Genomic DNA, 24,829 nt, shown 5'->3' with positions numbered 1-24,829 from the left:
TTCGACAGGAGCGGATGCTCGAATCGAAAGCCAAAGAGATCGTCACCACGACAGTGATGAAGATAAAGGTCGCTTGGAACAGGCTGTTTATTGGAGTGCAGTGCCAGAGAAAACAAGAGGAAAGCGGGTGTACTATGGAAGCGAGTTTCCTTACCGTATTGTCTATTGGTTTTGTCGTGGGGATCAAACATGCGATGGAGCCAGATCACGTGATCGCCGTATCCACGATTGCGAGTCATACGAAAAAACTCGGTAAGGCTTCGTTGGCTGGAGTCTTCTGGGGGAGCGGTCATACCTTGACTCTGCTAGTCGTAGGGATGCTGTTGATTTTTATGAAGGGTGCCATTCCGGAGACATGGGCCATGTCCTTGGAATTTATCGTCGGAATCATGCTCGTTTACCTCGGGTTGACCAGTATTGTTTCGTTACGAAAAGGGAAAATTCAGTTGCACAGTCACGCTCATCATGGAAATTCGCATCATCACTTACACTCGGCAGGACAGCGTGAGGATTCTAGTCATGAGAAAGGAAAGACGTCCTTTGCCAAGTCAGCCTTTATCGGCATGGTTCACGGATTGGCTGGAAGTGCGGCTATGGTGCTTTTGACCATGTCTACCGTACAAACGGAGTGGGAGGGTCTCCTGTACATTCTGGTTTTCGGTGCTGGGACCATTGTGGGAATGCTGTTGTGCACGACCATCATTGGAATTCCTTTTGTGCTCAGCGCGAGGAACATCAGCCTGAATGCCGCATTAACCCGGATTACAGGCATCATCAGCGTCGCTTTCGGATGCTATTATATGTACAACCTGGGAATATCGGAAGGGCTGTTTCAGATGTGGATGCAAGCTGTCTGAAGGCAAGAATAAAAGAGGCCGGATGTCTTTAGGAATCCGGTGCTTTTTTATGAAACGATGAAAGTGTTTTCACAGTCCTATTATCTGATAGTTCGCTCTTGCTAGAAATCACTGAAGCATTGTACGATGACTGTATCTTGCATCCTTTCTTGTCAGAGGTGACCCGATGAAAGTGTCTGTCAACGAAACTCTCTCCATTCCCATACATGTTCAACTGAAGGAACAGATTAAGACGTTAATTCATGAGAGACTTTATCAACCCCAAGAGCAATTGCCTAGCGCAAGAGAGCTTGCTGGTTTTTTGCGCATGAACGGAAATACCGTACAAAAAGCATATACAGAGCTGGAGCAGGAGGGGTATGTCCAGACCAATTCAGACGATGGTGTATTTGTACATTCCCAGCCTCCTCATGGAAGCGACCGAATCCTGGGGGCAGCTTTGGACCAAGAGCTGGACATGGAAATGTCTCAAGAACAGCCCGATGATCCTCATGCTTTTTCCGGAACATCGATGACGATGGGATACTCACTCAGGAAAGCGACCAAGCCTGTCCTGCTATTTGTCGAGTGCAACGTCCCACAAGCGCAAGAATACGCGGTGGAATTGGAGAAAGCGACCGGATACGTCGTGAAGCCTTGCCTAATCAAGGACTTGGATTTGCTCGGAAGCAGCATCCAGAGTGGCTACTACGACCTGATCGTAACGACGTTCCTCCATGTGGAAGAAGTGCAGCCTATCATCACACGGCTGTGCGGCGAGAATGAACCCAAGGTCATCGCATGCCTCATGGAATCGAATCTGCAGAGTATCAAGAGACTGCATGAACTGCCAGCCGGAAGCAAGGTGGGGATCGCGGGGACGACGTGGCAAGGAGCGGATAATTTTCGCCAATCGATCGTCAATGCGGAAATGTCACATGTGGAGCTGCTCATTGGCTCGTTGGAATATCCAGCGTCACTGGACGCGATTATTGAGGCCAAACCAGATCTTATCGTGAGTACGAGTATTGTCAGCTCTTATTTGCAGCGACTCTCCCGATATACCCCGATGATGGTAGAAGATCGTTGTCTCAGTGCCCAATCGGTTCACTACATCCAGCAGTATGTAGAAGGCAAGCGAGCACTTTATGACAACATGAACGACTGAGAACGAGAAGAGCACAGGGGATGCAGCACACTTTATGTTATCATGGGAAAAGGGTATACAAACCAAAACATGGAAAAAGAGGTGTTCAGCGTGCATGGATTCGAAAAATTTCGAGAAGTCATAACCGAAGAATCCCAGCTACGAGAGTTACTCGGTGAACCTAGTCGTCTGGTTCAAAACAAGTCGATCAATCATTTGGATGAACATTGCCGTGATTATATAGCAAAAGCGCCGTTTCTCATTCTCTCGACAGCTGACGTGGATGGCAACTGTGATGCATCCCCGAGGGGAGACGCACCGGGTTTTGTACATGTACTCGATGATCGCCATCTAGTGATTCCCGAGCGTCCTGGTAACAAGCGTATGGACTCACTACGAAATGTACTGGCAAACCCGCATGTCGGTTTGATTTTCATCATTCCTACCTTGGAAGAAACGCTTCGCATTAACGGACGAGCCTGTGTCATGCGCGACCCAGAAGTACTCGAAAAAATGGCCGTAAACGGTAAAGTACCTGCTGTTGGGATTGCCGTGCAAGTGGAAGAATGCTACGTGCATTGCGCAAAGGCCTTCATGCGTTCCGGACTTTGGAATCCAGAAAAATGGCCGCAGAAAGAGTCGATCCCGAATATGTCCCAGGTGCTGGCTGATCATGTGAAGCTCCCGGATGTGACCGCAAAAGATGTGGCTTCCAGCTTGGCGGACAGCTATAAAAATCGCTTGTATTAAACAAACAGGGTATGTGCATTTGAAACCCTTTTTTTGGTAGTCCACTTGTGCTACACTTACTTATTGTACGTACATATTTAGCGGACGACGGGAGGAGATCAGATGGCAACACATATCACGGATAGTTCGGTATTGAACAACGGGGTGAAGATGCCTTGGCTAGGACTGGGTGTCTGGAAGGTGAAAGACGGTGACGAAGTAACACTCGCTGTCCGTTCTGCCATTGAAGCGGGGTACCGCAGTATCGACACGGCTGCCGTCTATGGCAACGAGGTTGGTGTTGGTGACGGAATCCGTCAAGCCGGTATCGATCGGGATCAGCTGTTCATCACGACCAAGGTGTGGAATGCCGATCAAGGCTATGAATCCACGCTGAAAGCATTCGATGATAGTGTGAAAAAACTCGGTATCGAGACACTGGATTTGTATCTGATCCACTGGCCAGTCAAAGGCAAGTATGTAGAGACGTGGAAAGCATTGGAGAAACTGTATCGCGATGGTTATGTACGCGCGATTGGTGTCAGCAACTTCCATAGTCACCATCTGGAGGATTTGCGCCAGAACAGCGAAGTCACTCCGGTCGTCAACCAGGTCGAATACCATCCACTGCTCACCCAGAAAGAATTGCTCGCTTACTGCCAAGAGCATCACATTCAGATGGAAGCGTGGAGCCCACTTATGCAAGGGAATCTCGATCATCCGTTGCTAGTGGAGCTGGGGCAAAAGTACGGCAAATCACCAGCACAGATCGTAATCCGCTGGGATTTGGACAAACAAGTCGTGACCATTCCAAAATCGATCACACCAGAGCGAATTCGTCAAAACGCAGATGTGTTTGACTTTTCACTCAGTGCAGAAGATGTGGAAAAAATCAACGCCCTTAATGAAAACAAACGTTTTGGGGCTGACCCGGACAATTTCAATTTCTAACATACCTTCCTGAAAAAGAAAGGGAGCCGTTGAAAGCGGCTACCCTTTTTTCGTACCTGGCTGTTTACTGATAGCTCACGATCTTGCGGTACATCTGTTTATCCGATAGCTTGAGAAACAGGGAGATATCCGGGCGCAGGTTGGCTTCGATGATCCACACCCTGCCATTCGCGTCAATGCCCATGTCTAAGCCGAATACCCGTTGGTGAGTATAGTAGGTGGCTAGCCTGTTTGCAGCGAGCAGAGCGATACGGTGTAGACGTGCGATGATGGCATCGGTGGAGGACCTGCGGATCGATGCACGTCGGATGGCGGTGCGCAGGGGGAGAACACGCCCGCCACTGCGCTTGACGTTGGTAATGATGTACCCTCTGCCTGCTACTTTGGCGAGCATACCTGTGACGACCCAATGAGAGCCTGAGCGCCTCTGGACCATCACGCGTACATCAAAAGGACGCCCATTTATGCGGGCAAGGGAAATGCAACGCTGGACCAAATAACGAGTCCTGATATTCCTGCGCAAATATAGATAGGTGCCTTTTTTTCCACGGGTAGTTCGCCGCGTCGCCCCACGCTGAACACGATATGAGCTTTGCCCGTGGCTGGATATCATGATGACTCCTGCGCCACCGCTGCCAGAGGCTGGTTTGGCGATCACCTTGCGATACCGATCGAGAAAAGCATAGAGAGACCTTTTGCTAAAAGGCCTAGTGTGCGGCAGTGCCCCTACGAGTGGGGAACTGGCGCGCAGTACGTAGTATTTGGTCAATTTTGTTTCGCTTCTAGCCATGTGAGGTCATTCCCCCAATCCTGATCTGAAACAAGAGGTGTTTCTCTTCTAATGTATGTACCTTTTGTTTCATCGCTTGTGGGAGTGCCCTACCTGTTAGGAAACGGGAACAAATAACACGGTGTGTGATTTAAGCTCTTTACTATGCACATTTTTTTCGTATACTGAAAAGTAGCATATTAGTTTCATCAGATGAAACGTACGGAACCACGAAGGAAGCAGGTGTAAGAAAGATGGAAGAACAAAAAGCAAACGTGCGGGCGGTTGAACGGGGTCTGGATATCCTGCTTTGTTTTACGGATGCTACCGATTTGGGCCTGAGTGAAATCTCCAGTCGACTCTCGTTGCATAAAAGCACGGTGCATCGTTTGCTGGCAACGCTAGAAAACAAAGGCTTTCTCATCAGGGACGTCCAGACAGAAAAATATCGTCTTGGCTTTCGAATCTGGGAATTGTCCGCAAACCTTACTCATAACGACGACCCTGCCATTATGCTATTGCCGGAAATGGAGCGGCTGCGTGATTTGGTAGAAGAAACGATCAGCTTGTACGTGCGGGATGGGAACGAACGGATTCGTATTCAGGCGGTACAAAGCAAGCAACCGATCCGTAGGGTGGCCCCTATTGGAGCCCGCATGCCGTTGACGGTAGGAGCGTCCAGCAAGGTGTTAGTCGCGTATACGGAAGAATCAGTGGCGCAGGAGCTTTTGCAAGATCCCGATTGGCCGGACTTTGTGAGCCGGGAATCCTATGCGGAGCAACTGGAACAAATCAAGCAGCAAGGCTTTGCTACGAGCGTAGAAGAGCGGGAGTTAGGAACCGCAGCGGTGGCAGCTCCAATCTTTAACCGGAATGGACAGTTGGTGGCATCGATTGCTGCTTCTGGGCCATCTAACCGACTGACACAGGAAAAAATGAGGCAGTACGCTCCCTTTATTAAAGAGGCGGCGTACCGCATGGGGAAAATGATGAAATAGACAAAAGCCAACTCGACTGCCCATGCAGCGTGTTGGCTTTTTTGCACAGATAGGAATTTATAAGATTCCTATCCAGTATAAGTTCAACATAGCGAGACCTCGAATGATAGTGAGATGGCGAGACTAGTGCCCTTTGGGTACTAAGGCTTCACCAAAAAAGATTGGCGCAGCCAAGTTTTCTAACTAGATCCCGCGTTTGTATTCGTCATGCATCACGTCCCAAAAAGATTTCACTGCCTCATCGGCGAGGAAACGTTGCCCGCGTTCTTTGACATAACGACACATTTCTTCATAGAAAACGGGGTTGTTCAGATTTTCGTAGTGGTACACGATATCATGTGCATCTTCTACGAACAAGGGGTAGCTAGCTCCGAGCAAGGCGAGATTTCCAATCGTTCGCGTCGTCAGAACGGGAACACCGAGACCCATACACTCTAGGATCCGCGACAGGTACGAATGGGAAGGGTTGCGGTCTTGCGTATTGTCGTAGAGCAGCGCTACGCCAATACCGCTTTTGACGATCATTTCTTTTGTTTTCCACATCGATTTCTGACCGTGATCGGCGACACCTGGCGTACGCAGTAATTTCTCTGCCTGCTTGCGATACTTCCCTACGATGGATGGGTAGAGCACCCGTAGCTTTGCTTTTGGAAACTGCTTACGGATGAGGCGGATTGCTTTTGTAGCTACAGGTAGGCCGTAGCGAGGTCGTATGACTCCAGCCTGAATCAGATCGAGGGGATCAGACGGGGACCGAGTTAATGAGAGGTCGTGCATAGGCTCTACAAACTGAGGGAGCACCTGTATTTTTCGGAGCAGCTCTTGGTTTGAGTAGGTGCCATTTTGCAGCTGGTACGTACGGTATCGCTCGGCATTAGGTTCGGTTTGAAAAAAGACGACCCGCGCATGGCGGAACACATAGTCTAGCCGTCGCATGATGTACGGGTCATGCAAATTGTATTGAATGGCTAAAAACAACAGCTTCGGGCCAAATGATCGCTTTTTTCTCAACAGCTTCACAGCTTCATTGCGGCCTCGAATGAAGATGAAGTCGTACGGTCGCTTGCGATCCCTCCGGATAATTTCCTGAATGGGTTCGTCAGCCTGATGAAAGCGGATGTGCCGAAATGTAAAGCCACCCATTCCATCGCGAAATCGGAAAGGGAGGACGCATTCAAAAACATATTGTTGCCGCTCGCTTGCTGACAATTGGGCAAGCTTGCGATCCAGGGCACGCAGCAAAATGAAAAACTGCAAGACGTTTCCCTTTGGCTTGAATTCGATGAGATTGCAATAAAAACAGACTCTCACGTGATTCTCTCCTTCGCAGGGCTCTTCACTATGGTATTGGGAAAGAAGGCGATTGGCTACCCGAAAAGAGAAAATCACGAGAGGATAATCATTTATTATTGCAAAAAACTTTACTTGAGTTAATCTTTATACTAACATAAAGAAAACAGAGACTTTACAGGAGATCATCATGAGCGTGAAGATATCGTTGCGAGAAAAGAAAAAGGCGAAGACCAAGCTCGATTTGCTACAAGCCAGTCTGGACTTGAGCGGAGAGCGTTCCTTTCGAAGGGTACTCGTGGAGGACATCTGTCAGCAGGCGGACGTTTCGAAAGTCACCTTCTTCAAGTTCTTTCCCCAAAAAGAGGATCTGCTCATTTACTTCATGAGCGTGTGGCAGGCACAGTGCTATCTGGAGCTCGTGGATTCAGGCAAACGGGGATGGGAGGCAGTACGCTACATCTTTGGCAAAGTGACGGAGGATGCCGCGAAGCACCCGGGGATCATGCTCAGTCTGATCAGCTTTTTGTCAGAGCAAAAAATGCATCCTTGGGTACCCAAGCTCTCAGAAACCGAGCTCTGGCTACTGTTTCCCGAACGAGAAACAACAGCAGGAGTAGAAGAGGTTACATTGGATCGTATTTTTCAACGATGCGTGAAAGAGGTTCGAGAAGATGGAGAGCTAGTTGCACACCTAACGGAACATGAGGCGGTGGTACTGCTGTTTTCTATCTTTTACGGGGCCTATTTATCTGCCCATCTTTTTCGCTCTACGGATTACATGGCGTATTACGAGATGCACCTCAAACTTTTGATCAGGTAGGTGAACCCAGTGGCAAAAGTAGTACCAGGAAGATTCACGGCACAGTTGGAGGGCCCTTTTGTCGTTTTGATTATCGGTATGCGCGTAAACCGTTTGTTGGCCGTTCATAAATGGGTACCGGTCGCTACTGCCATGGGGGGCATGCTCAAAGAGCTGTATGAGCATCCCGAACTTGGATTTTTGGGGAGTACGGCGCATTTCAATATGCGTGAAATTACGCAAATCCAGTATTGGCGATCCTACGAGCACCTGGAAAACTACGCGAGAAACAGTCACAATCACTTGAGTGCCTGGAGGAAGTTCAATCAATCAGTAGGAACGGATGGAACCGTCGGAATTTTTCACGAGACGTATCTAGTGGAAGCGGGAAAATACGAGTGCATCTATGGAAACATGCCTGTCTGGGGATTGGCCAAGGCAGGTGAACATCTTCCTGCAGTTGGTAAGAGAGAGACGTCGCGGCGACGCTTGGGAGGAGACAATGAGCCTGCTGTGCCGACACCTTCGCAATGAAGAGACGAATAGTTTTGAATATTCCTGAGTACGTCACATGTGAGGGCAACACAAAAGCCAGGAAACATCGCTCGCAGGCAGCGGAAAGAGGCCAGATGGATCTCCCCGTATACAAACCATATCCGTTGGCTGCGCGTTCTGGTGCAGACGGGTCTAGGAGGAGGGACGTCTGGAGGGGGAGTAGTGGCAAGGCACCCCAAAAGAGTCGATCTCAGGTAAACTTTTAGCTTAAAAGAGTAGTAGCAGTATTGTATAGCACAGGTGTACACTGTGGGAAGAAAGGCAGTGCGGAGGTGAATCCATGGCTACCACATTTGTTCGCGTTGCCGGATGTGGCTCTGAGCAAAGAGTTCCAAAAGATCTTTGTTTAGAGCCTACTCCATAACGTAAGCTGGAACTCTTTGCTTCTCTATATACGGAAATAGACGTTATATAGATAGGAGCAAAGCGAAATGAAATATGTAAATGCAGAAAAAATGTTGCCGGAAAAACTTCTGCGCAGCATTCAGGAATATACGCAAGGCAGCTATTTGTACATCCCCATTCGAGAAGAAGATAAAAAACAATGGGGGGAGTGCACCGAGTCTAAGCAAATTTTGCGGGAGCGAAACGAGTCGATCGTGCAAGCGTATCGCTCTGGAAGCTCGGTAAAGACGCTCGCCTTGCACTACTATCTGACGGAACATAGCATCCGCAGAATCATACGCGGACAACGTTGATTCTGTATCATGAACGAACTTTCTTCTCCTCATTCCCTGCAGTAAGCTAAGTGTAATGGCGAAGGAATGAGGAGGTACATATGAGCACTATCCATCTACTCGAAATCGAGTTTGCGAATAACGGCCAAAGTCAATCCCTGACTCCGGTGCTTTTACAAGATGAACATGATACGATTCTCGTCGACTGTGGATACCCTGACTTTATGGGGCTGCTTGAAGAAGCGGTTGCCCGCTGTGGTATTCAGCTCGATTCCATTACCAAGTTGATCGTGACCCATCACGATATCGATCATATCGGTTCCCTTGCTGCGTTGAAGCGGACGTACCCGCAGATGGACATCATCGCTCACGAGCTGGAAGTGCCTTTTGTGGAAGGAAAGCAAAAGTCGTTGCGACTGGAACAGGCGGAATCTTCTCTTGATGAATTGTCGGGGGAAGCGAGAGGGCACGCGGAACAGTTCATTCACTTCTTGCAGTCCCTGGAACCGGCACCTGTCGATCAAATGGTTACACATGGGGAAAAACTGCCCTGGTGCGGTGGTATTGAAATCGTACACACGCCAGGACATATGGCTGGCCATATCTCCCTGTATCTGGCTACCACAAAAACGCTGATCGCTGGGGATGCTGTCGTGATGGAGGACGGGAAGCTTGCGATTGCCAATCCGCAGTTTACACTGGATATGGAAGAGGCGATTCATTCCATCCAGCGCTTGCTTACCTATGACATCGAGCAGATCGTTTGCTATCACGGTGGATTGTTTCAAGGAGATGCGAAGCAAGCTCTTCGCCAGCTCATTCTTGCGCATACTTCCAAGGGATGATAAACGTAGAGGTGAAATCCGATGAAACAAAACAAATACGATGATCCTGAATTCTTTTCCGCGTATCAAAAAATGTCTCGTTCCATAAATGGACTTGAGGCTGCGGGAGAATGGCATGTATTCAGATCATTGCTGCCAGACCTTCGATACAAACATGTCCTTGATTTGGGATGTGGGTACGGCTGGCATTGTCGGTATGTCCGTGAGCAACAGGCAAGCTCAGTAGTAGGGGTAGACCTGTCTGAAAAAATGCTGAAAAAAGCACGAGAACAGACTCATGATCCTGCTATCACCTACACGCAAATGGCAGTTGAGGACATCGCATTTGCAAATGACCAATTTGATGTAGTGATCAGCTCGCTTGCGTTCCACTACGTCGAGTCCTTTGGAGAGCTTTGTCAAAAGATATATGACTGTCTGAAGCCAGGGGGAACGTTTCTTTTTTCAGTCGAGCATCCGATCTTTACTTCTCGAAAAGAACAGGATTGGTTTGTAGATGAGCAGGGAAATCGCCTGCACTGGCCAGTTGACAATTATCAGGCAGAGGGGATGCGCGTCACTTCTTTTCTAGCCGAGAATGTGATCAAATATCACCGCACGATTGCGACGTATATGAACGACGTCATTCAGGCGGGCTTCGTCATCAAAGTCGTGAAAGAACCCATGCCTCCTGAAGAGATGGTGGGGGATGACTGGATGAAGGATGAAATTCGTAGACCGATGTTCTTGATGATTTCTGCTGAAAAACCACATGCTGGCTCATTACGATGAATAAATAGAAAGAGGTCGCCTAGTCCAGCAGGCGACCTTTTTGTTCTATTTCTCAAAAGCCAGGCAAGTTGTCCAGGTTGTTTTCCTTGATTCCATCAGGCTCGCTGCGCAAAATGTCGCGCCCGTATTTATGGAAGACGTCGACATGAGCGAGTTTTCCTGTTTTCGCTTCCGTTAAGGCAGTGATGTAGTCTAGCTCCCTGCCCGAATCTGTCTTAAACGCGATCAAATCCCCATCGTCGTTTTTACGTACAGCGACGATCTGCTCCTTGCCCGGGACCGCTTGGCCATTTGTGCTGCCGTTTTCCACCATAGCCTGTTGCTCGCCATTCGCTTTGTATTCGGCGTAGATCTGTGCAAAGTCTTTTTCATTGGATGGATTCACGTCAGATTCCCCCTCTATAGGTAAGGGTGTCTATGATACGCTGAAGTCATGCGCATCAACGGAAGTTTAAATATTGAAATAATAAAAAAGAACGAGGATACTGGGAGGTACGAGACCACAATAAGAGATCGTCTGCAAAAGAGGAGTGGAAACGTTGGGGAAAAATCGAGCTTGGTGGTTGCTGATGTTTTGCAATTTGTTTTGGGCAGGGAATTACGTGTTTGGCAAGTTTGTCGTTACCGAGATGACTCCTTTATGGCTGACTTTTGCGAGGTGGGTATTGGCACTCCTCGTATTAATCCCCTTGGCACAAGTCCTGGAAAAGCCAGATTGGAAGCAGGCAGCAAAGGCATGGCTTCCGCTTTCCTTCATGGGCTTGCTCGGCGTCATCGGATTTAATGTACTCTTGTACACATCGCTGAAGCACACTTCCGCTACCAATGCTGCATTGGTGACGGCTCTCAATCCCGTCGTCATCGTCTTGCTTTCGGTATTTTTCTTGCGTGAAAAGGTATCACGTATTCAGGCATCCGGATTTATTCTATCGCTGCTCGGAGTGCTCGTTATTTTGACCCAAGGAAATATCGTGCGCGTTTTTCAGGCGCAATACAACCAGGGCGATTTGCTGGTACTGTGCTGTGTGTTGGTATGGACGCTGTATTCCATTATTGGCAAGAGAGTGAAGGGGGTTCCTCCCGTTACGGCGACAGCCGCTTCGACCTTCTTGGCAGCGATCATGATGCTGCCGTTTGCCATTGTTCAGGGAATTGATTTCTCCATCCTTAGCCCCTTGGCTTTCTCTGGCATTCTGTATATCGTACTCTTTCCGTCTATTTGCTCCTTTGTATTCTGGAATGTATCCGTACGGGCAGTGGGAGCGAGTCAGGCAGGCATCACGCTGAATCTGATCCCGGTATTTACGGCGATGATCAGTGTTATTCTCGGGGACAGCATCACGCAGGCACAAGTGTGGGGAGGACTGCTCGTCTTTATCGGTGTTACGTTCGCTTCCGGTTTGATTGATCAGCAGTGGAAGAGGAGAAAGGCGAAGCAATCTGCTGAAGTCATGGACAGGAAAACGATATAGCAAAAGAGGCAGTCCATCGAACGAACGATGGCTGCCTCTTTTATTGGGTGGGTGCTGTAACGAACTTATTTGAAAAGTAATCTTATGCGTTAACTGGTTTGCCTTCGTCCAGCAATTGACGCAGAACGGTTTGCAGGATACCACCATTGCGGTAGTAGTCTACGTCTACCATGGAGTCCAGACGAACGATGACTTCGAATTCGAAGCTGCTGCCGTCTTTACGGGTAGCGAGTACTTTCACGCGTTGGCCTGGTTGAACGTCATCGGAGAGACCTACAATGCTGAAGGACTCAGTACCGTCGATGCCCAAGGTTTTCCAGCTTTGGCCATCTGCGAATTGCAGAGGCAGTACGCCCATACCTACCAGGTTTGCACGGTGGATACGCTCGAAGCTCTCAGCAATAACAGCTTTGATGCCCAAGAGGAATGTACCTTTTGCTGCCCAGTCACGGGAAGAACCAGTACCGTACTCTTTACCAGCCAATACAACGAGTGGAGTACCGTCTGCTTGATACTTCATGGAAGCATCGTAGATGGACATGACTTCGTCTGTTGGCAGGTATTTCGTTACGCCACCTTCAGTGCCAGGAGCCACTTGGTTACGGATACGGATGTTTGCAAACGTACCGCGCATCATAACATCGTGGCTACCACGACGAGCACCGTAGGAGTTGAAGTCTTTGCGTTCTACGCCGTTTGCTTGCAGATAGAGACCTGCAGGGCTAGTAGGCGAGATGTTACCAGCTGGGGAGATGTGGTCCGTTGTCACAGAGTCACCGAACAGAGCGATGGTGTTCGCTGCTTTGATGTCAGCGATAGCCGCAATGTCGCCAGCCAGGTTTTTGAAGAATGGCGGTTCTTGGATGTAGGTGGATTTTTCATCCCACTCGTACAGATCGCCAGTTGGAACGTCGATTTGGTTCCAAGCTTCGTTTTGCGTGAAGACGTTACCGTATTCAGCACGGAACAGGGCTGGGTTCATTGCTTTACCCATTGCTTCCGAGATTTCTTGTGGAGTTGGCCAGATGTCTTTCAGGTATACAGGTTGACCGTCTTTGCCAGTGCCGATTGGCTCTGTGGACAGGTCGATATCTACAGTACCAGCCAGTGCATAGGCGATAACCAATGGAGGAGAAGCGAGGTAGTTCGCTTTTACCTGTGCATGGATACGGCCTTCAAAGTTACGGTTACCGGACAGTACAGCAGCTACTGTTAGATCTTCATCTGCGATTGCTTTGCTGGTTTCCTCTGGCAATGGACCGGAGTTACCGATGCAAGTGGTGCAACCATAGCCTACGACGTTGAAACCGATGGTGTTCAAGGATTCGATCAGACCTGCGTCGACCAAGTACTGGGTAACTACGCGGGAACCTGGAGCCAGGGAGCTCTTTACGAAAGCTGGTTTCGTCAGACCTTTTTCCACTGCTTTTTTCGCCAGGATACCAGCGCCGAGCATTACGCTTGGGTTAGAAGTATTGGTACAGGAAGTGATCGCTGCGATAACAACTGCACCTGTTTTCAAAGTAGCGTTCTCGCCGTTAGCATAAGCAACTGGAGCGGAAGCTGCGATTTTCTCTTCGGAAAGACCAAAACCGCCTTTGTCGATCGGCGTACGCAGGCTGTTGTTGAAGGATTCCTTCATAGCAGTCAATTCTACGCGGTCTTGTGGACGTTTTGGACCAGCCAAGCTAGGAACTACTGTGGACAGATCCAGTTCCAATGTTTCGGAGAATACTGGGTCTGGAGTTTCGTCAGTACGGAAGAGACCTTGTGCTTTGGTGTAAGTTTCCACCAGGGAGATCAGATCTTCTTCGCGACCTGTTTGACGCATATAGTTGAGCGTTTCGGAGTCTACTGGGAAGAAGCCCATAGTAGCACCGTATTCAGGAGCCATGTTTGCGACAGTAGCACGGTCAGCCAACGAGATGTTGGACAGGCCTGGTCCGTAGAACTCCACGAATTTACCTACAACGCCTTTTTTACGCAGCATTTGGGTAACAGTCAGAGCCAGGTCAGTTGCAGTTGCACCGGCATTCAGTGTGCCAGTCAGTTTGAAACCAACGACTTCTGGTGTTACGAAATACAGAGGTTGGCCGAGCATTCCTGCTTCTGCCTCGATACCGCCAACGCCCCAACCAAGAACACCAAGACCGTTGATCATCGTGGTGTGGGAGTCAGTACCTACGAGAGAGTCAGGGAAAGCTACCAGTTCGCCATCTACTTCACGAGTAGCGATCACAGTTGCCAAGTACTCCAAGTTCACTTGGTGAACGATACCCGTTGCTGGAGGAACCGCACGGAAGTTGTCAAACGCAGTTTGTGCCCAACGCAGGAAGCGGTAGCGCTCTTGGTTGCGTTCGAATTCCAGTTTCATGTTGTTGTCCAGAGCCGCAGGGTTTCCGAAATCGTCAACCATTACGGAGTGGTCAATAACGAGGTCAACCGGTACGAGTGGGTTGATTCGTTTTGGATCTCCACCAGCGCGTTTCATTGCGATACGCATAGCAGCCAAGTCTACAACGGCAGGTACACCGGTGAAGTCTTGCAGCACGATACGTGCAGGCATGAGAGGTACTTCTTGGTTTTCGTCGCGGCCTTTTGTCCAGGTCGCCAGTTGTTGTACGTGTTCTTTGGTGATAGCACGGCCATCAAATTGACGTACAGCTGCTTCGAGCAGTACTTTAATGGAGAACGGCAGTTTGGAAACATCTCCGAGGCCTTGTTCTTCCAACCCTTGCAGGCGATAAAACGCAAAAGACTTGTCGCCTACTTGCAGGGAAGATTTTACTTTGTAAGCATCTTTGTTAGCCAATGTATACAACCTCCCTAAAGAATTCTTGGGGTTTCATCTAGTGAAACGCAGTTTCGTTTCCTACATTACGAACCTATTATACTCGATTTGTTTCTTGTCATCTACCCCAAATTCATCATTTATATACAAAAATCATGGGAGAAAAAATAGGCATCCGCTCTTTATATAGGAACCTAACCTCCGTATTATCCCGTTTATATTCCGTTTACATTCATACGGTATCTTTTCTCTAGCAAGGGGATGAACGCATTTCATCAACCTTTATCCTAAGGAGAGAAGAAGGATGGTAAGCGGAAAGAAGTCAAGCCCGAAGCTGATTTTGACCGGCTTGCTCATGGGTCTTTTGTTGTCCTCCCTCGACCAGACGATTACGCTACGACAATGCCAACCGTGGTCCAGGAACTGGAAGGAATCTCATTGTACAGCTGGGTCTTTTCCATTTACATGCTGACGTCTACAACGAGCATGCCGATCTATGGAAAGCTCGCAGACCTGTATGGACGCAAACGGATGTACATGTTTGGAGCAGCTTGTTCATCATGGCAGTCGGATTTGGATTGCTAAGAATGTTGGACGCACATACAACCTTACTGATGGTTGGTACGTATATGATAGTAGCGGGATTGGGGATGGGCCCCCTCATGCCGGTCTTGGGCACGGCGATGCAGCAAAGTGAAGTGGGCAAACAACAGCGTGGAGTCGTGACTTCCTTTTTCGGATTCATCCGATCCATGGGGAGTACCATCGGAGTCAGTCTGATGGGAGCAATGATGCATATGCAATCGGTCCTGACGATTTCCATCCAGCACGTCTATACATTCGGCCTGTTTTTCGTCATCACCGCATGGATGGCAGCCTTTTTTCTAGGAAAAGCACGATTGATCAGGCAAGACAAGTCAGATCTACAATCTGTTCAAGTAAGGAGATAACTACCATGAAAACAAATCAAGCAGAAAGAACAAAGGCTAACTGGCGCCCGTTCTTTCAATTAATAAAAGAAACAAAGCCTTCCAAATGGAAAGTCGGAATCGCCTTGTTTCTGAGCATCGCCACGACGCTGGTGAGTCTTGTTATCCCGCTCTTCACCAAGGACCTCGTGGACAGCTTTACGCTTTCTTCCATCAGCCGTGGTCAAATCGTCCTCTTGGCGCTTGCCTTTATCGCGCAAGCCATCGCTGGAGGACTCTCCATCTATTTGCTCAATCATGTCGGGCAAAGTATTGTGGCTGCTCTACGGGATCGTCTGTGGAAAAAGCTGCTGGTTCTGCCTGTCTCTTATTACGACAATCATCGAACGGGAGACACCATCAGCCGCATGACCAATGATACGGGTGTCGTCAAAGGGTTGATCACAGAGCATTTGTCCAATTTCTTCACCGGTGTCATCGCCATTATCGGCTCGATCGCAACACTCTTGTACCTCGACTGGCAGATGACCTTGGTGATGCTGATTGCCGTTCCCTTTTCATTCTTTATCCTGTTTCCGTTAGGACGACAAATGTACCGTATCTCGAAAGGGTTGCAGGATGAGACCGCAAGCTTTACGACTATCATGAACCAAGTCCTCTCGGAAGTCCGTCTGGTCAAGTCCTCCAATGCGGAGCCACATGAGTACGAGAGTGGAAAGAAAGGGATCGACAATCTGTTCCGCTATGGGCTCAAGGAAGGCCGGGTGCAGGCAATGATTGGGCCATTGATTTCCTTTGTCATGATGGTACTCCTGGTGGTCATCATGGGGTATGGCGGGATGCGCGTCGCAACGGGTGCGCTAACTGCAGGCGGACTTGTTGCTTTCATATTGTACCTCGTCCAAATTGTGATGCCTTTGGGGCAGTTCACACAGTTTTTCACCCAATTGCAAAAAGCGATGGGAGCGACAGAGCGGATTATTGAAACGCTGGGTGCCGAAGAGGAGGACCACGTATCTGGCCGAGAATTAAAAAGGGCTGACTTGCCCATTCATGTGGATCGCGTGAGCTTTGCCTACGATAGTGGCGAGACGATTTTGGAAGACGTGAGCTTTATAATTGAGCCAGGAAAGGTCACCGCGATTGTCGGACCGAGTGGCAGCGGGAAAACCACGATGTTCTCTTTGCTCGAACGTTATTATCAACCAGTGAGTGGCGAGATCCGTCTCGGTGACGAGCCCATCCAAGATTTTACACTGGCTTCCTGGCGCAGTAAGATTGGCTATGTATCCCAGGAAAGTCCGCTGATCGCAGGGACGATTCGGGAAAATATTTGCTACGGACTGGATAGAGAAATTAGCGATGTAGAGCTCAAACAAGCGGCAGCCATGGCCTATGCCGATCAGTTTATCGAAGAATTTCCTGACGCATACGAAACGCAAGTCGGGGAGCGAGGTGTAAAGCTATCCGGAGGGCAACGCCAGCGTATCGGGATCGCACGAGCTTTGCTCCGGGACCCGCAAATCCTGATGCTGGATGAAGCGACCTCTAGTCTGGACAGTAAATCAGAGCAGGTCGTGCAGCAGGCTCTCGCTAATCTAATGAAGGGACGCACCACACTCGTCATCGCCCATCGCCTGTCAACCGTTGTGGATGCGGACCAGATTCTGTTTATGGAAAAAGGAAAGATTACAGGCAGGGGAGTCCATGCGCAGCTGTTCCAAACCCATGATTTGTACCGTGAATTTGCTACACAGCAGCTGCGCGTGAAAGAAAGGGTGTAAGGGAAATGACCAGAGTGATGGTTGTGGACGACGACCCACACATTCGGGAGTTGGTCAAAGTCTTTTTGCAACGGGAAGGCTTTGAAATCACAGAAGCAGCAGATGGAGTAGAGGCTTTGTCCAAGCTGGAAAGTACCTCCGCAGATCTAGTCGTTCTCGACATCATGATGCCGAACATGGATGGCTGGGAGCTGTGCCGGGAGCTGCGTGACCTCTACGACATTCCCTTGCTCATGCTGACGGCAAAGGGAGAGACCGCCCAAAAAATCAAAGGCTTTGAGCTAGGTACGGATGATTATCTCGTCAAGCCATTTGAGCCTGCTGAGCTCGTCGTTCGGGTCAAGGCACTTTTAAAGCGATACCGTATCGCCAGCTCCCATATCGTGCAGGTCGGCAACCTGCAGTTGAATCGGCAAACGTTTGAGGCTACGAATGGCGATAAGCTGTTGAGCATTCCGTTGAAGGAGTTTGAGCTTCTGTTCACGCTGGGGAGTTATTCCGGCAAAACACTCTCCAGAGAGCAGTTGATTGAGCAGATCTGGGGGTATGATTTTGAAGGCAACGAACGGACGGTGGATGTGCATATCAACAGGCTGCGTGAACGCTTTCCAGCGGAGGAGTATGGATTTCTGATCCGGACGATTCGCGGTCTGGGCTATCGTCTGGAGGTGAATCGATGAGCGAGCCACGGAGGAGAAAGCATATCGGTCTCAAGATGCTTGCTACCCTAGGCTTCCTGATTGTTCTTGGGGCTTGCTGGTCGGCAGCGTATGGAATTACCTTTTCCATGCTGCCAAAAGTGTGGCCGCAAGCATCCGATTTCGCTAGAGGTGTGACAAGTGGCATTCTCGGCTTTTTCTTCTTCGTAGGAACGATGTTTTTGGTTTCGCGATTTTTTCCTCGACGTCATATGGATCTCTTCCGTATGCTGATCGATGCCCTGCGCAGAATTTCCAAGGGGGATTTCAGTGTCAATCTGGATGTGAAAATGGATCACCATTGGGGCGAGCTGGTGGATGGGATCAACCATATGGCGGAGCAGCTAAATGAAATGGAGCAGCTGCGACAGGAGTTTATTTCGAACGTATCCCACGAGATTCAATCTCCTCTGACTTCGATCAGTGGTTTTGCCAGAGCGTTGCAAAATGACAGCCTCACACGCGAGGAACGGATGCACTATCTGGAGATCATTGAAACGGAGAGCGCGCGCTTGTCCAAAATCAGTGAAAATTTACTCAAGCTCACGTCACTGGAGGGCAGGCAGCACCCAGTCGAGCGGACAAAATACAATCTCGATCAACAATTGCGGCGAATTATCCTGGCATGCGAGCCGCAATGGATGGAAAAGGAGCTAGAGCTGGACATTGCGTTGGAAAAGGTAGAGATCGTGGCTGATGAGGAGATGCTGAATCAAGTCTGGAACAATTTGATCAGCAACAGTATCAAGTTTACTCCGCAGGGCGGTCGTCTTCAGGTCCAACTACAGGGCACAGGGCAAGAAGTGATCGTGCGTGTAACCGACACGGGCATCGGAATCGCAAAAGAGGACCAGGAACGCGTATTCGAGAGGTTCTTCAAGGCAGATAAATCGCGCAATCGGACTGGTGGCGGTAGTGGGTTGGGACTGTCCATTGTGAAAAAGATCATTGATTTGCATCAAGGGACCATCAGCGTGCAAAGCGAGCTGGGAGAAGGGACGACATTCATCGTAACTCTACCGGTATCAGCAGCTGTATAAGGGTTCAAATGAAACAGTGGCGATCTTGGTGTTGTCATTTTTTGACAGTAGAGATCGCCCCTGTTCGTTACGTTTACGCCCCTATATATTTCGCATGAAGAGTCCGTGCTTGAGCGATGTCATCCGTACCTTGCACGAGCACTCGACCATCAGGGAATACGACCAGTGTGTGTGGCTCGACACGGAAACGCAGCAAAAACTTGTTGCGTTCTACCTGCCCTAACGGAGCGAGTCTTTCGGCGAGACCGTCCAGATCGAGAGACATATGGGCAGCCGGAGAAATTTGTACAGTATCGCGGCCGCATAGTGATACGGCCTGTCCATCCTGTGTTTCTGGATGCAAGAAGGCAAACTCGCGCTGTCCGCAGCATGGGCAATCCGTGCGGCGACCGTTGCTTACTTTGATTTGTTGATGGCGGTTATTCCAAATCTCGAAGTGCTCCAGATTCGGATTGAGTGCGTCTGTAGCGCCGACGAGCATTTTGAACGCCTCCGTAGCCTGATAAGAGGCAACGATATGAATGATCGGACCGATGACACCGGCTGTATCGCATGTCGCCATTTCACCCGGATTCGGTGCTTCGGGAAACAGACAACGCAGACAAGGTGTTTCACCCGGACGAATTGCGGTGAAGGTACCTGTCGCACTGACAGCACCACCGTAGACCCAAGGGATGCCGTGTTTCACACAGACGTCGTTGACCAAATAACGAACTTGAAAATTGTCTGTCGCATCGAGTACCAGATCCACATCGGCGAGTAGCTCCTCCGCGTTGTAAGCAGTCAGATCAGCTACGATAGGCTCGATCGTGACTTGGGAGTTAATGCGCGACAGCTTGGCGTGAGCAGCGATTGCTTTTGGCAAATGTTCCGCTGCATCTGACTCGTCGTACAGCATTTGGCGCTGCAGATTGCTTGGTTCCACAAAGTCACGATCAATCAGACGGACAAATCCTACTCCGGCGCGAACCATGTGATTGGAGAGCACAGTGCCGAGGGCTCCCATCCCGACGATAGCGACGCGGCTGTGGCCGAGCTTTTCCTGTCCACTGCGACCGATCGGACCAAACAGGATCTGGCGGGAATAGCGAGTATCCACTATTATTTCCCTCCTTCTTCGTACTTCGAGATAGGGTCCCAAGGTCCTTGCTGGTGGCCTTTCCACTCGCTACCGTCTTCCCACATTTCTTTTTTCCAGATCGGGACAATTTGTTTTAGTCGCTCGATGGCATATCGGCCTGCCTCGAACGATTCGTTTCGATGCGCGGTCGCGACAGCCACGACGACAGCGATCTCTTCTACTTGTAGATCTCCAATGCGGTGTTGCATGGCGACCTGAGCACCTGGCCAGCGTTCTTCGATTTCAGCAGCGACCTGCTTCATCTTTTCCACTGCCATTGGCGCATAGGCTTCGTAAGAGAGGTACACGGTGCGTTGTCCGTGTGTGAATTCACGTACCGTTCCTACAAAGGTGAGGATCGCTCCGGCATGCGGATTGCTGACGAGGCGAACCAGCTTGTCGGCACTGAGCGGCTCCTCTGTAATGGAAAAACGCGGTTCTTCCCCTCCACTTACAGGTGGCAACAGGGCGATCTCGTCTTCTATGGAGATCATTCGATCTGTCGCTGCATACTCATGGTTAATCGAAACGAAACAACTGCTGAGCAGTGGAGCGAGTGCAGGGTGCTGGTGGGCGACGGCACCCAACAGATCACGAACACTTGCTTGCTCAGGCAGGGTTATTTGAATTTCACGTTCATTGGCTCGCTCGGCCAGACCGGCAAACAACAAGATCGTAACAGTCATCAATGCAATTCCTCATTTCCCGTTGATAAATAATGATTCTCTATGGCTTGAAGATATCATAATACAGGCAAGATGCCAATGATCGAGGGGCTGGGGAAGTGGATTTGACTGAATTTTCAAATGGATGCGTTGTGTGTGAATTTCAAATGATTTCCATGAATGTTATAGTAAAAGAAAAGCGATCGAGAAAGAGGAAGAAAGGGGAAACACCGCCATGTGTACAAGCTTTGTGGTTTACGGGACACGTACTTTGATTGGTATGAATTTTGATATTTCCATGCGTCCCATCAAGCTGGTCTATCAAAAGGACAGCCAGCTAATTGTTCTGCAAGAAGAACACGGACAGTTTTTACCCGCGTTTGGAATCAACAAAAGCGGGACGTTTATGAATCTCCATATGGTAAAGGAGAATGAGGCGGGAAAGTATCGGCGTGGGAAAAATTGCGTCCATATTATGAAGCTGTTTGAGGATGTCTTGGGAGAAAAGCTTGCTCTTGCTGATGTGTCCGCATTTGTGGGTGATCATGTCCTTGTGAATGTACCCGGGCATAGCGTACAGAGTCTGATTGCTGGTAGAAATCAACAGGCGTGGGTCGTCGAACCTGGGAAGGGGGCGTTAGACGTAGCTAACGTCGATCCGAATTTTTTGGTCATGACGAACTTTTCGTTGTTTGAACGGAATGAAAACGAGTGTATCACAGGGGAAGTCCCTGGAGCGGATCGCTATCAGGCCGTTTCTGAGCGGCTAACCTCACTTCAGGAGCAGCTTGAGCTGGAGACTTGCTTTTCCATCCTGCAAGATGCCGTACAACAAGGTGGAGATTTTCCTACTCAGCTATCCTTGATCGTCGTTCCAGATGAAGGGCTTGTGTATTTCGCCTTGCACGCGAATTTTGAAAAGATCTACTGCTTCTCGTTTCATAATCAGCATATACGTACGGAGAAGGGGTTTCAGAGCCCCATGCAAAGTACTCTCACGAAGAAGGGTGTTGCGATCTCTGAGCTTGCATCCTGGTAAAGAATTGGACCTTGGAACCATTTACATTCTGATTGCTTTTATAAGGAAGCCAGAGTAAGGTAGAGGATAGAGAATATCATCGATCGAATGGAGCGAAAAACGGGATTCATCCGTATTTTCGCTTATTTTTGGAGGCCTAGCATGAACGACCAGTTGACCCATTTTAATGAACAAAACCGTGCCCGCATGGTAGATGTTTCGGAAAAGGATATTACCAAACGAGAAGCCGTAGCGCACAGTAAAATTACCATGAAGCCGGAAACGCTGACGCGCATCCGCGAAGGACGTGTGGAAAAGGGGGATGTGCTGGCAGTAGCCCAAGTAGCAGGAGTGATGGCTGCCAAAAAAACGTGGGACATCATTCCGATGTGCCATCCGTTGCCACTGACGGGTATCGATATCCGTTTTACCTTTACGGATGAAGAGACTGTCGAGATCGAAGCAGCTGTCAAAACGACCGGAAAAACGGGAGTAGAGATGGAAGCGCTAACGGCAGTGAGCGTAGCTGCTCTGACGGTATACGATATGTGCAAAGCCATGGACAAGGGAATGGTCATTGGACCGACCAGCCTTCTCCTGAAAACAGGCGGAAAAAGTGGGGACTTCCAGCGGGGAGAGAACTAACACATGGGACAGACATGGAAATCCTATCCGAGCAGCATTCGTCTCCTTGCGATTGCTGCCATCATTTTTTCTACCGGTATGGCTTGTATTTGGCCACTGGTCACCATTTATATTCACGATTATTTAGGAAAGCCGCTAACTGTAGCAGGCTTTTTACTGTTGTTGAACCAAGGGGCATTTCTTATTGGTAGTTTAGCTGGCGGCATGCTCTTTGACCGCTGGGGGAAAATGAAAACGATCGTACTCTCCTCTTTTGGAATTATTGTGATCTCTATTTGCCTCGGTTTTACAACGGACTTTACGGTTTACACGGTTCTCTTGCTACTGAATGGCTTGTTTTACGGGACGCTGTCTCCCGTCATGAATGCGCTCGCAGTGGTCATGTGGCCAGAAGGTGGGCGCAAAGCGATTAATCTGATCTATGTGGCACTCAATGCAGGCGTAGCAGCTGGGTCTGCGCTGGGTGGCGTTCTGGCGAGCGTGTCCTTTGCCTGGACTTTTTTCGGAAATGCCTTTGCGCAGGTTGTGGTCTTCGCGATGTTTGTGCTCATTTTGCCTCGCCATTTGAAGGCTCTCGAGGAAGCGCCTGTGACAAAACTTGATCAGTCAGCGTCTTCGGCTCTGAATGAGGCCCCTAAAAAAGTCGTCTGGGGAGCGCTGGTGCTGCTGTGCGCGGGACTCTTGATCAGCTGGATTGTGTATGTGCAATGGACGACGGTGCTGTCTACCTACATGCAATCATTGGGCATTTCCTTGCGTCAATACAGCTTGCTCTGGACGCTGAACGGAGCTTTGATTTTGTTCGGTCAGCCACTCATTTCTTGGGTGATCAAGCATTTTGCCCGGACGTTAAAAACACAGATGTTGCTCGGTACGTATGTCTTTGCCTTGTCGATGCTGATCTTGTCCCAAACGACGGCATACGCTGGTTTTGTAGTCGCCATGTTTGTGATGACAATCGGTGAGATGCTCGTCTGGCCAGCGGTTCCAACCGTCGCGGCAGAGTTTACCCCAGAAGGACAGGAAGGCTTCATCCAAGGCCTGGTGTCCGGTACGGGTTCTGCTGGCCGAATGCTCGGACCGTTGCTCGGGGCCGTAATCTTCCAAAACTTTCAGGCGCAAGGTCTGCTCTATATCATGGCTGGGCTTTCGCTCATGTCTGTCGCCTTTTTCGTACTGCACAGCTCCTTCCAAAAGCGCAGCAAACGCAGCGTTATTGCCACGACAACGATTGAGAAATAAACGGAAAAAGGACGCCTTGAGCGTCTTTTTCTGTTTTTATTTGCAGCATTCAAACTTCGATGGTAGAAGAAGCAAATGCCTGATAGAATACAGGCATGAATGTGCGGCAAAGCCAGAGAACAAAGAAGGAAGGGATTGAAGTGTCTCGTTCGTTATTTCTCGTGTTAGTCCTGCTTAGTCTGATTTGGGGAGGATCGTTTTACTTTATGAAAATCCTGCTCCATGATTTCGGGCCGTGGACAATCGCATTTTTGCGCTCATCGCTCGGCTTTCTGACGATCGTGTTGGTGATGGTCATCTTGAAAAAGCCGTTTGGATTCAAACAAATTGCGTGGGGCCCGATGGTGACGATGGCTCTGATCAACACGGCCATCCCTTGGACGTTCATTGCGTTCAGTGAGACGAGAGTGACGAGTACGATGGCGTCGGTTCTAAATGCGACGACACCGCTCTGGACATTGGCAATCGGGATTTTCTTTTTCAAGGCGGTATCGGGTCGCATGCAATGGCTTGGAATGCTTATCGCCTTTAGTGGAATTATTGTCTTGCTCGACGTGAATCCGGTGTCTCTTGTTTCCGTAGATATGATCGGTTTTCTCTGCATGATGGCCGCGACCTGCTGCTATGCCATCGGGGGACAACTCTCCAAGCGACTGCCAGGTAACTTGTCCATGTACCAGATCACCTTTGGGACTTTGCTCAGTACCATGATCGGCAGTGGCGTTGTGGCGTTTACGACGGAATCGTTTTCCGTCTCTGGCTTTGTAGAGATCGGTACACTCGCAGCCTTGGCGGGAATTGGGGTGTTCGGTTCGGGGATCGCGTACATCCTCTATTATTATTTGGTGCAAAAAGGTGGGCCGGAAGTCGCGTCACTGGTTACCTATTTAGTTCCCCTCAGCGCGATCGTTTGGGGATATACGCTGCTGAATGAAGAGATTACATGGAATTTGTTGGCGGGGATGATCTTCATCGTGGGAGGCGTGTTCTTGTCAGGAAAGAAAGAAAAGCCAAAAGCGAAAGTGACAGCGGGGGTATAAGAGCTAAGAAGAAAG

Annotated in this window: 26 protein-coding genes; 20 read left to right on the top strand and 6 right to left on the bottom strand. The window is 49.4% G+C overall.

Annotated elements, in window-relative coordinates; translation table 11 throughout:
- The first annotated feature begins 134 nt into the window (after positions 1-134).
- The 4 genes from AN963_RS10845 to AN963_RS10830 all read left to right on the top strand — a co-directional run bounded on the left by AN963_RS10845 (position 135) and on the right by AN963_RS10830 (position 3,663).
- The gene (locus AN963_RS10845) at positions 135-857 is read left to right on the top strand and encodes a HoxN/HupN/NixA family nickel/cobalt transporter (RefSeq protein ID WP_055746248.1); all 723 of its coding nucleotides are present in this window, start codon (positions 135-137) and stop codon (positions 855-857) included.
- A gap of 166 nt (positions 858-1,023) precedes the next feature.
- A complete protein-coding gene (locus AN963_RS10840) occupies positions 1,024-2,004 on the top strand; it encodes a GntR family transcriptional regulator (RefSeq protein ID WP_055744622.1) in 981 nt (326 codons plus the stop codon).
- 90 nt (positions 2,005-2,094) lie between these two features.
- The gene (locus tag AN963_RS10835; RefSeq protein WP_055746247.1) at positions 2,095-2,733 is read left to right on the top strand and encodes a pyridoxamine 5'-phosphate oxidase family protein; all 639 of its coding nucleotides are present in this window, start codon (positions 2,095-2,097) and stop codon (positions 2,731-2,733) included.
- Between the two features lie 102 nt (positions 2,734-2,835).
- Positions 2,836-3,663 carry an aldo/keto reductase gene (locus AN963_RS10830; RefSeq protein WP_055744621.1) on the top strand — a complete coding sequence of 276 codons (828 nt, stop codon included), beginning with the start codon at positions 2,836-2,838 and terminating at the stop codon, positions 3,661-3,663.
- A gap of 64 nt (positions 3,664-3,727) precedes the next feature.
- On the opposite strand, the gene AN963_RS10825 is transcribed toward AN963_RS10830, so the two are convergent.
- Positions 3,728-4,453: a YheC/YheD family protein gene (locus AN963_RS10825; protein WP_055744620.1), complete on the bottom strand. Its 726-nt coding sequence runs from the start codon at positions 4,451-4,453 to the stop codon at positions 3,728-3,730.
- Between the two features lie 233 nt (positions 4,454-4,686).
- Between AN963_RS10825 and AN963_RS10820 the strand changes: the two genes are divergently transcribed.
- Positions 4,687-5,430, top strand: coding sequence for an IclR family transcriptional regulator (locus tag AN963_RS10820; RefSeq protein ID WP_055744619.1), 744 nt, complete (start codon positions 4,687-4,689; stop codon positions 5,428-5,430).
- Between the two features lie 183 nt (positions 5,431-5,613).
- Here AN963_RS10820 and AN963_RS10815 read toward each other — a convergent pair whose 3' ends face one another.
- Positions 5,614-6,741: a glycosyltransferase family protein gene (locus tag AN963_RS10815; protein WP_055744618.1), complete on the bottom strand. Its 1,128-nt coding sequence runs from the start codon at positions 6,739-6,741 to the stop codon at positions 5,614-5,616.
- Between the two features lie 169 nt (positions 6,742-6,910).
- On the opposite strand from AN963_RS10815, the gene AN963_RS10810 reads away from it, so the two are divergent.
- The 5 genes from AN963_RS10810 (at position 6,911) to AN963_RS10785 (ending at position 10,370) form a co-directional block, all read left to right on the top strand.
- A complete protein-coding gene (locus tag AN963_RS10810; RefSeq protein WP_055744617.1) occupies positions 6,911-7,543 on the top strand; it encodes a TetR/AcrR family transcriptional regulator in 633 nt (210 codons plus the stop codon).
- Between the two features lie 9 nt (positions 7,544-7,552).
- Positions 7,553-8,056: a DUF4188 domain-containing protein gene (locus AN963_RS10805; protein WP_055744616.1), complete on the top strand. Its 504-nt coding sequence runs from the start codon at positions 7,553-7,555 to the stop codon at positions 8,054-8,056.
- 452 nt (positions 8,057-8,508) lie between these two features.
- Positions 8,509-8,775: a CD3324 family protein gene (locus AN963_RS10795; RefSeq protein WP_055744614.1), complete on the top strand. Its 267-nt coding sequence runs from the start codon at positions 8,509-8,511 to the stop codon at positions 8,773-8,775.
- An 80-nt stretch (positions 8,776-8,855) separates the two neighbouring features.
- Positions 8,856-9,599, top strand: a complete 744-nt coding sequence (locus AN963_RS10790) for an MBL fold metallo-hydrolase (RefSeq protein ID WP_055744613.1) — start codon at positions 8,856-8,858, stop codon at positions 9,597-9,599.
- 21 nt (positions 9,600-9,620) lie between these two features.
- Positions 9,621-10,370 (top strand): class I SAM-dependent methyltransferase, encoded by a 750-nt coding sequence (locus AN963_RS10785; RefSeq protein ID WP_055744612.1) that lies wholly within the window; start codon positions 9,621-9,623, stop codon positions 10,368-10,370.
- A gap of 52 nt (positions 10,371-10,422) precedes the next feature.
- On the opposite strand, the gene AN963_RS10780 is transcribed toward AN963_RS10785, so the two are convergent.
- Positions 10,423-10,755, bottom strand: coding sequence for a DUF3892 domain-containing protein (locus AN963_RS10780; RefSeq protein ID WP_055744611.1), 333 nt, complete (start codon positions 10,753-10,755; stop codon positions 10,423-10,425).
- Positions 10,756-10,909: 154 nt separating this feature from the next.
- Between AN963_RS10780 and AN963_RS10775 the strand changes: the two genes are divergently transcribed.
- Entirely contained in the window at positions 10,910-11,842 is a 933-nt protein-coding gene (locus AN963_RS10775) for a DMT family transporter (protein WP_236707947.1), read from the top strand.
- Between the two features lie 82 nt (positions 11,843-11,924).
- On the opposite strand, the gene acnA is transcribed toward AN963_RS10775, so the two are convergent.
- Positions 11,925-14,654, bottom strand: a complete 2,730-nt coding sequence (gene acnA, locus AN963_RS10770) for an aconitate hydratase AcnA (RefSeq protein ID WP_055744610.1) — start codon at positions 14,652-14,654, stop codon at positions 11,925-11,927.
- A gap of 417 nt (positions 14,655-15,071) precedes the next feature.
- On the opposite strand from acnA, the gene AN963_RS30290 reads away from it, so the two are divergent.
- Genes AN963_RS30290 through AN963_RS10750 form a run of 5 tightly spaced genes read left to right on the top strand, consistent with a single transcriptional unit; the run spans position 15,072 to position 19,084 of the window.
- The gene (locus AN963_RS30290) at positions 15,072-15,218 is read left to right on the top strand and encodes an MFS transporter (RefSeq protein ID WP_236707946.1); all 147 of its coding nucleotides are present in this window, start codon (positions 15,072-15,074) and stop codon (positions 15,216-15,218) included.
- Positions 15,194-15,583, top strand: a complete 390-nt coding sequence (locus AN963_RS10765) for an MFS transporter (RefSeq protein WP_161827274.1) — start codon at positions 15,194-15,196, stop codon at positions 15,581-15,583. The genes AN963_RS30290 and AN963_RS10765 overlap by 25 nt, the downstream gene beginning before the upstream one ends.
- Positions 15,584-15,588: 5 nt before the next feature.
- Positions 15,589-17,346, top strand: a complete 1,758-nt coding sequence (locus AN963_RS10760) for an ABC transporter ATP-binding protein (protein WP_055744608.1) — start codon at positions 15,589-15,591, stop codon at positions 17,344-17,346.
- A gap of 5 nt (positions 17,347-17,351) precedes the next feature.
- A complete protein-coding gene (locus AN963_RS10755) occupies positions 17,352-18,026 on the top strand; it encodes a response regulator transcription factor (RefSeq protein WP_055744607.1) in 675 nt (224 codons plus the stop codon).
- The gene (locus AN963_RS10750; RefSeq protein WP_055744606.1) at positions 18,023-19,084 is read left to right on the top strand and encodes a sensor histidine kinase; all 1,062 of its coding nucleotides are present in this window, start codon (positions 18,023-18,025) and stop codon (positions 19,082-19,084) included. Before AN963_RS10755 ends, AN963_RS10750 begins: the two co-directional genes overlap by 4 nt.
- A 73-nt stretch (positions 19,085-19,157) precedes the next feature.
- Here the strand turns inward: AN963_RS10750 and AN963_RS10745 are convergent, their stop codons facing one another.
- Positions 19,158-20,183, bottom strand: coding sequence for a ThiF family adenylyltransferase (locus tag AN963_RS10745; RefSeq protein WP_055744605.1), 1,026 nt, complete (start codon positions 20,181-20,183; stop codon positions 19,158-19,160).
- Positions 20,184-20,185: 2 nt separating this feature from the next.
- Positions 20,186-20,890, bottom strand: a complete 705-nt coding sequence (locus tag AN963_RS10740; protein ID WP_055744604.1) for a molybdenum cofactor biosynthesis protein — start codon at positions 20,888-20,890, stop codon at positions 20,186-20,188.
- Positions 20,891-21,104: 214 nt separating this feature from the next.
- On the opposite strand from AN963_RS10740, the gene AN963_RS10735 reads away from it, so the two are divergent.
- The 4 genes from AN963_RS10735 to AN963_RS10720 all read left to right on the top strand — a co-directional run bounded on the left by AN963_RS10735 (position 21,105) and on the right by AN963_RS10720 (position 24,814).
- Positions 21,105-21,908 carry a hypothetical protein gene (locus tag AN963_RS10735; protein WP_055744603.1) on the top strand — a complete coding sequence of 268 codons (804 nt, stop codon included), beginning with the start codon at positions 21,105-21,107 and terminating at the stop codon, positions 21,906-21,908.
- Positions 21,909-22,049: 141 nt separating this feature from the next.
- A complete protein-coding gene (gene moaC, locus AN963_RS10730) occupies positions 22,050-22,532 on the top strand; it encodes a cyclic pyranopterin monophosphate synthase MoaC (protein ID WP_055744602.1) in 483 nt (160 codons plus the stop codon).
- 3 nt (positions 22,533-22,535) lie between these two features.
- On the top strand, positions 22,536-23,774 hold the full coding sequence (locus AN963_RS10725) for an MFS transporter (RefSeq protein WP_055744601.1): 1,239 nt from the start codon (positions 22,536-22,538) through the stop codon (positions 23,772-23,774).
- 140 nt (positions 23,775-23,914) lie between these two features.
- Positions 23,915-24,814: a DMT family transporter gene (locus tag AN963_RS10720; RefSeq protein ID WP_055744600.1), complete on the top strand. Its 900-nt coding sequence runs from the start codon at positions 23,915-23,917 to the stop codon at positions 24,812-24,814.
- The last annotated feature ends 15 nt before the right edge of the window (positions 24,815-24,829 follow it).

The sequence above is a fragment of the Brevibacillus choshinensis genome (genome assembly GCF_001420695.1).
Taxonomy (GTDB): Bacteria; Bacillota; Bacilli; order Brevibacillales; family Brevibacillaceae; genus Brevibacillus; species Brevibacillus choshinensis.
This window is presented reverse-complemented; position numbering and strand designations above follow the sequence as displayed.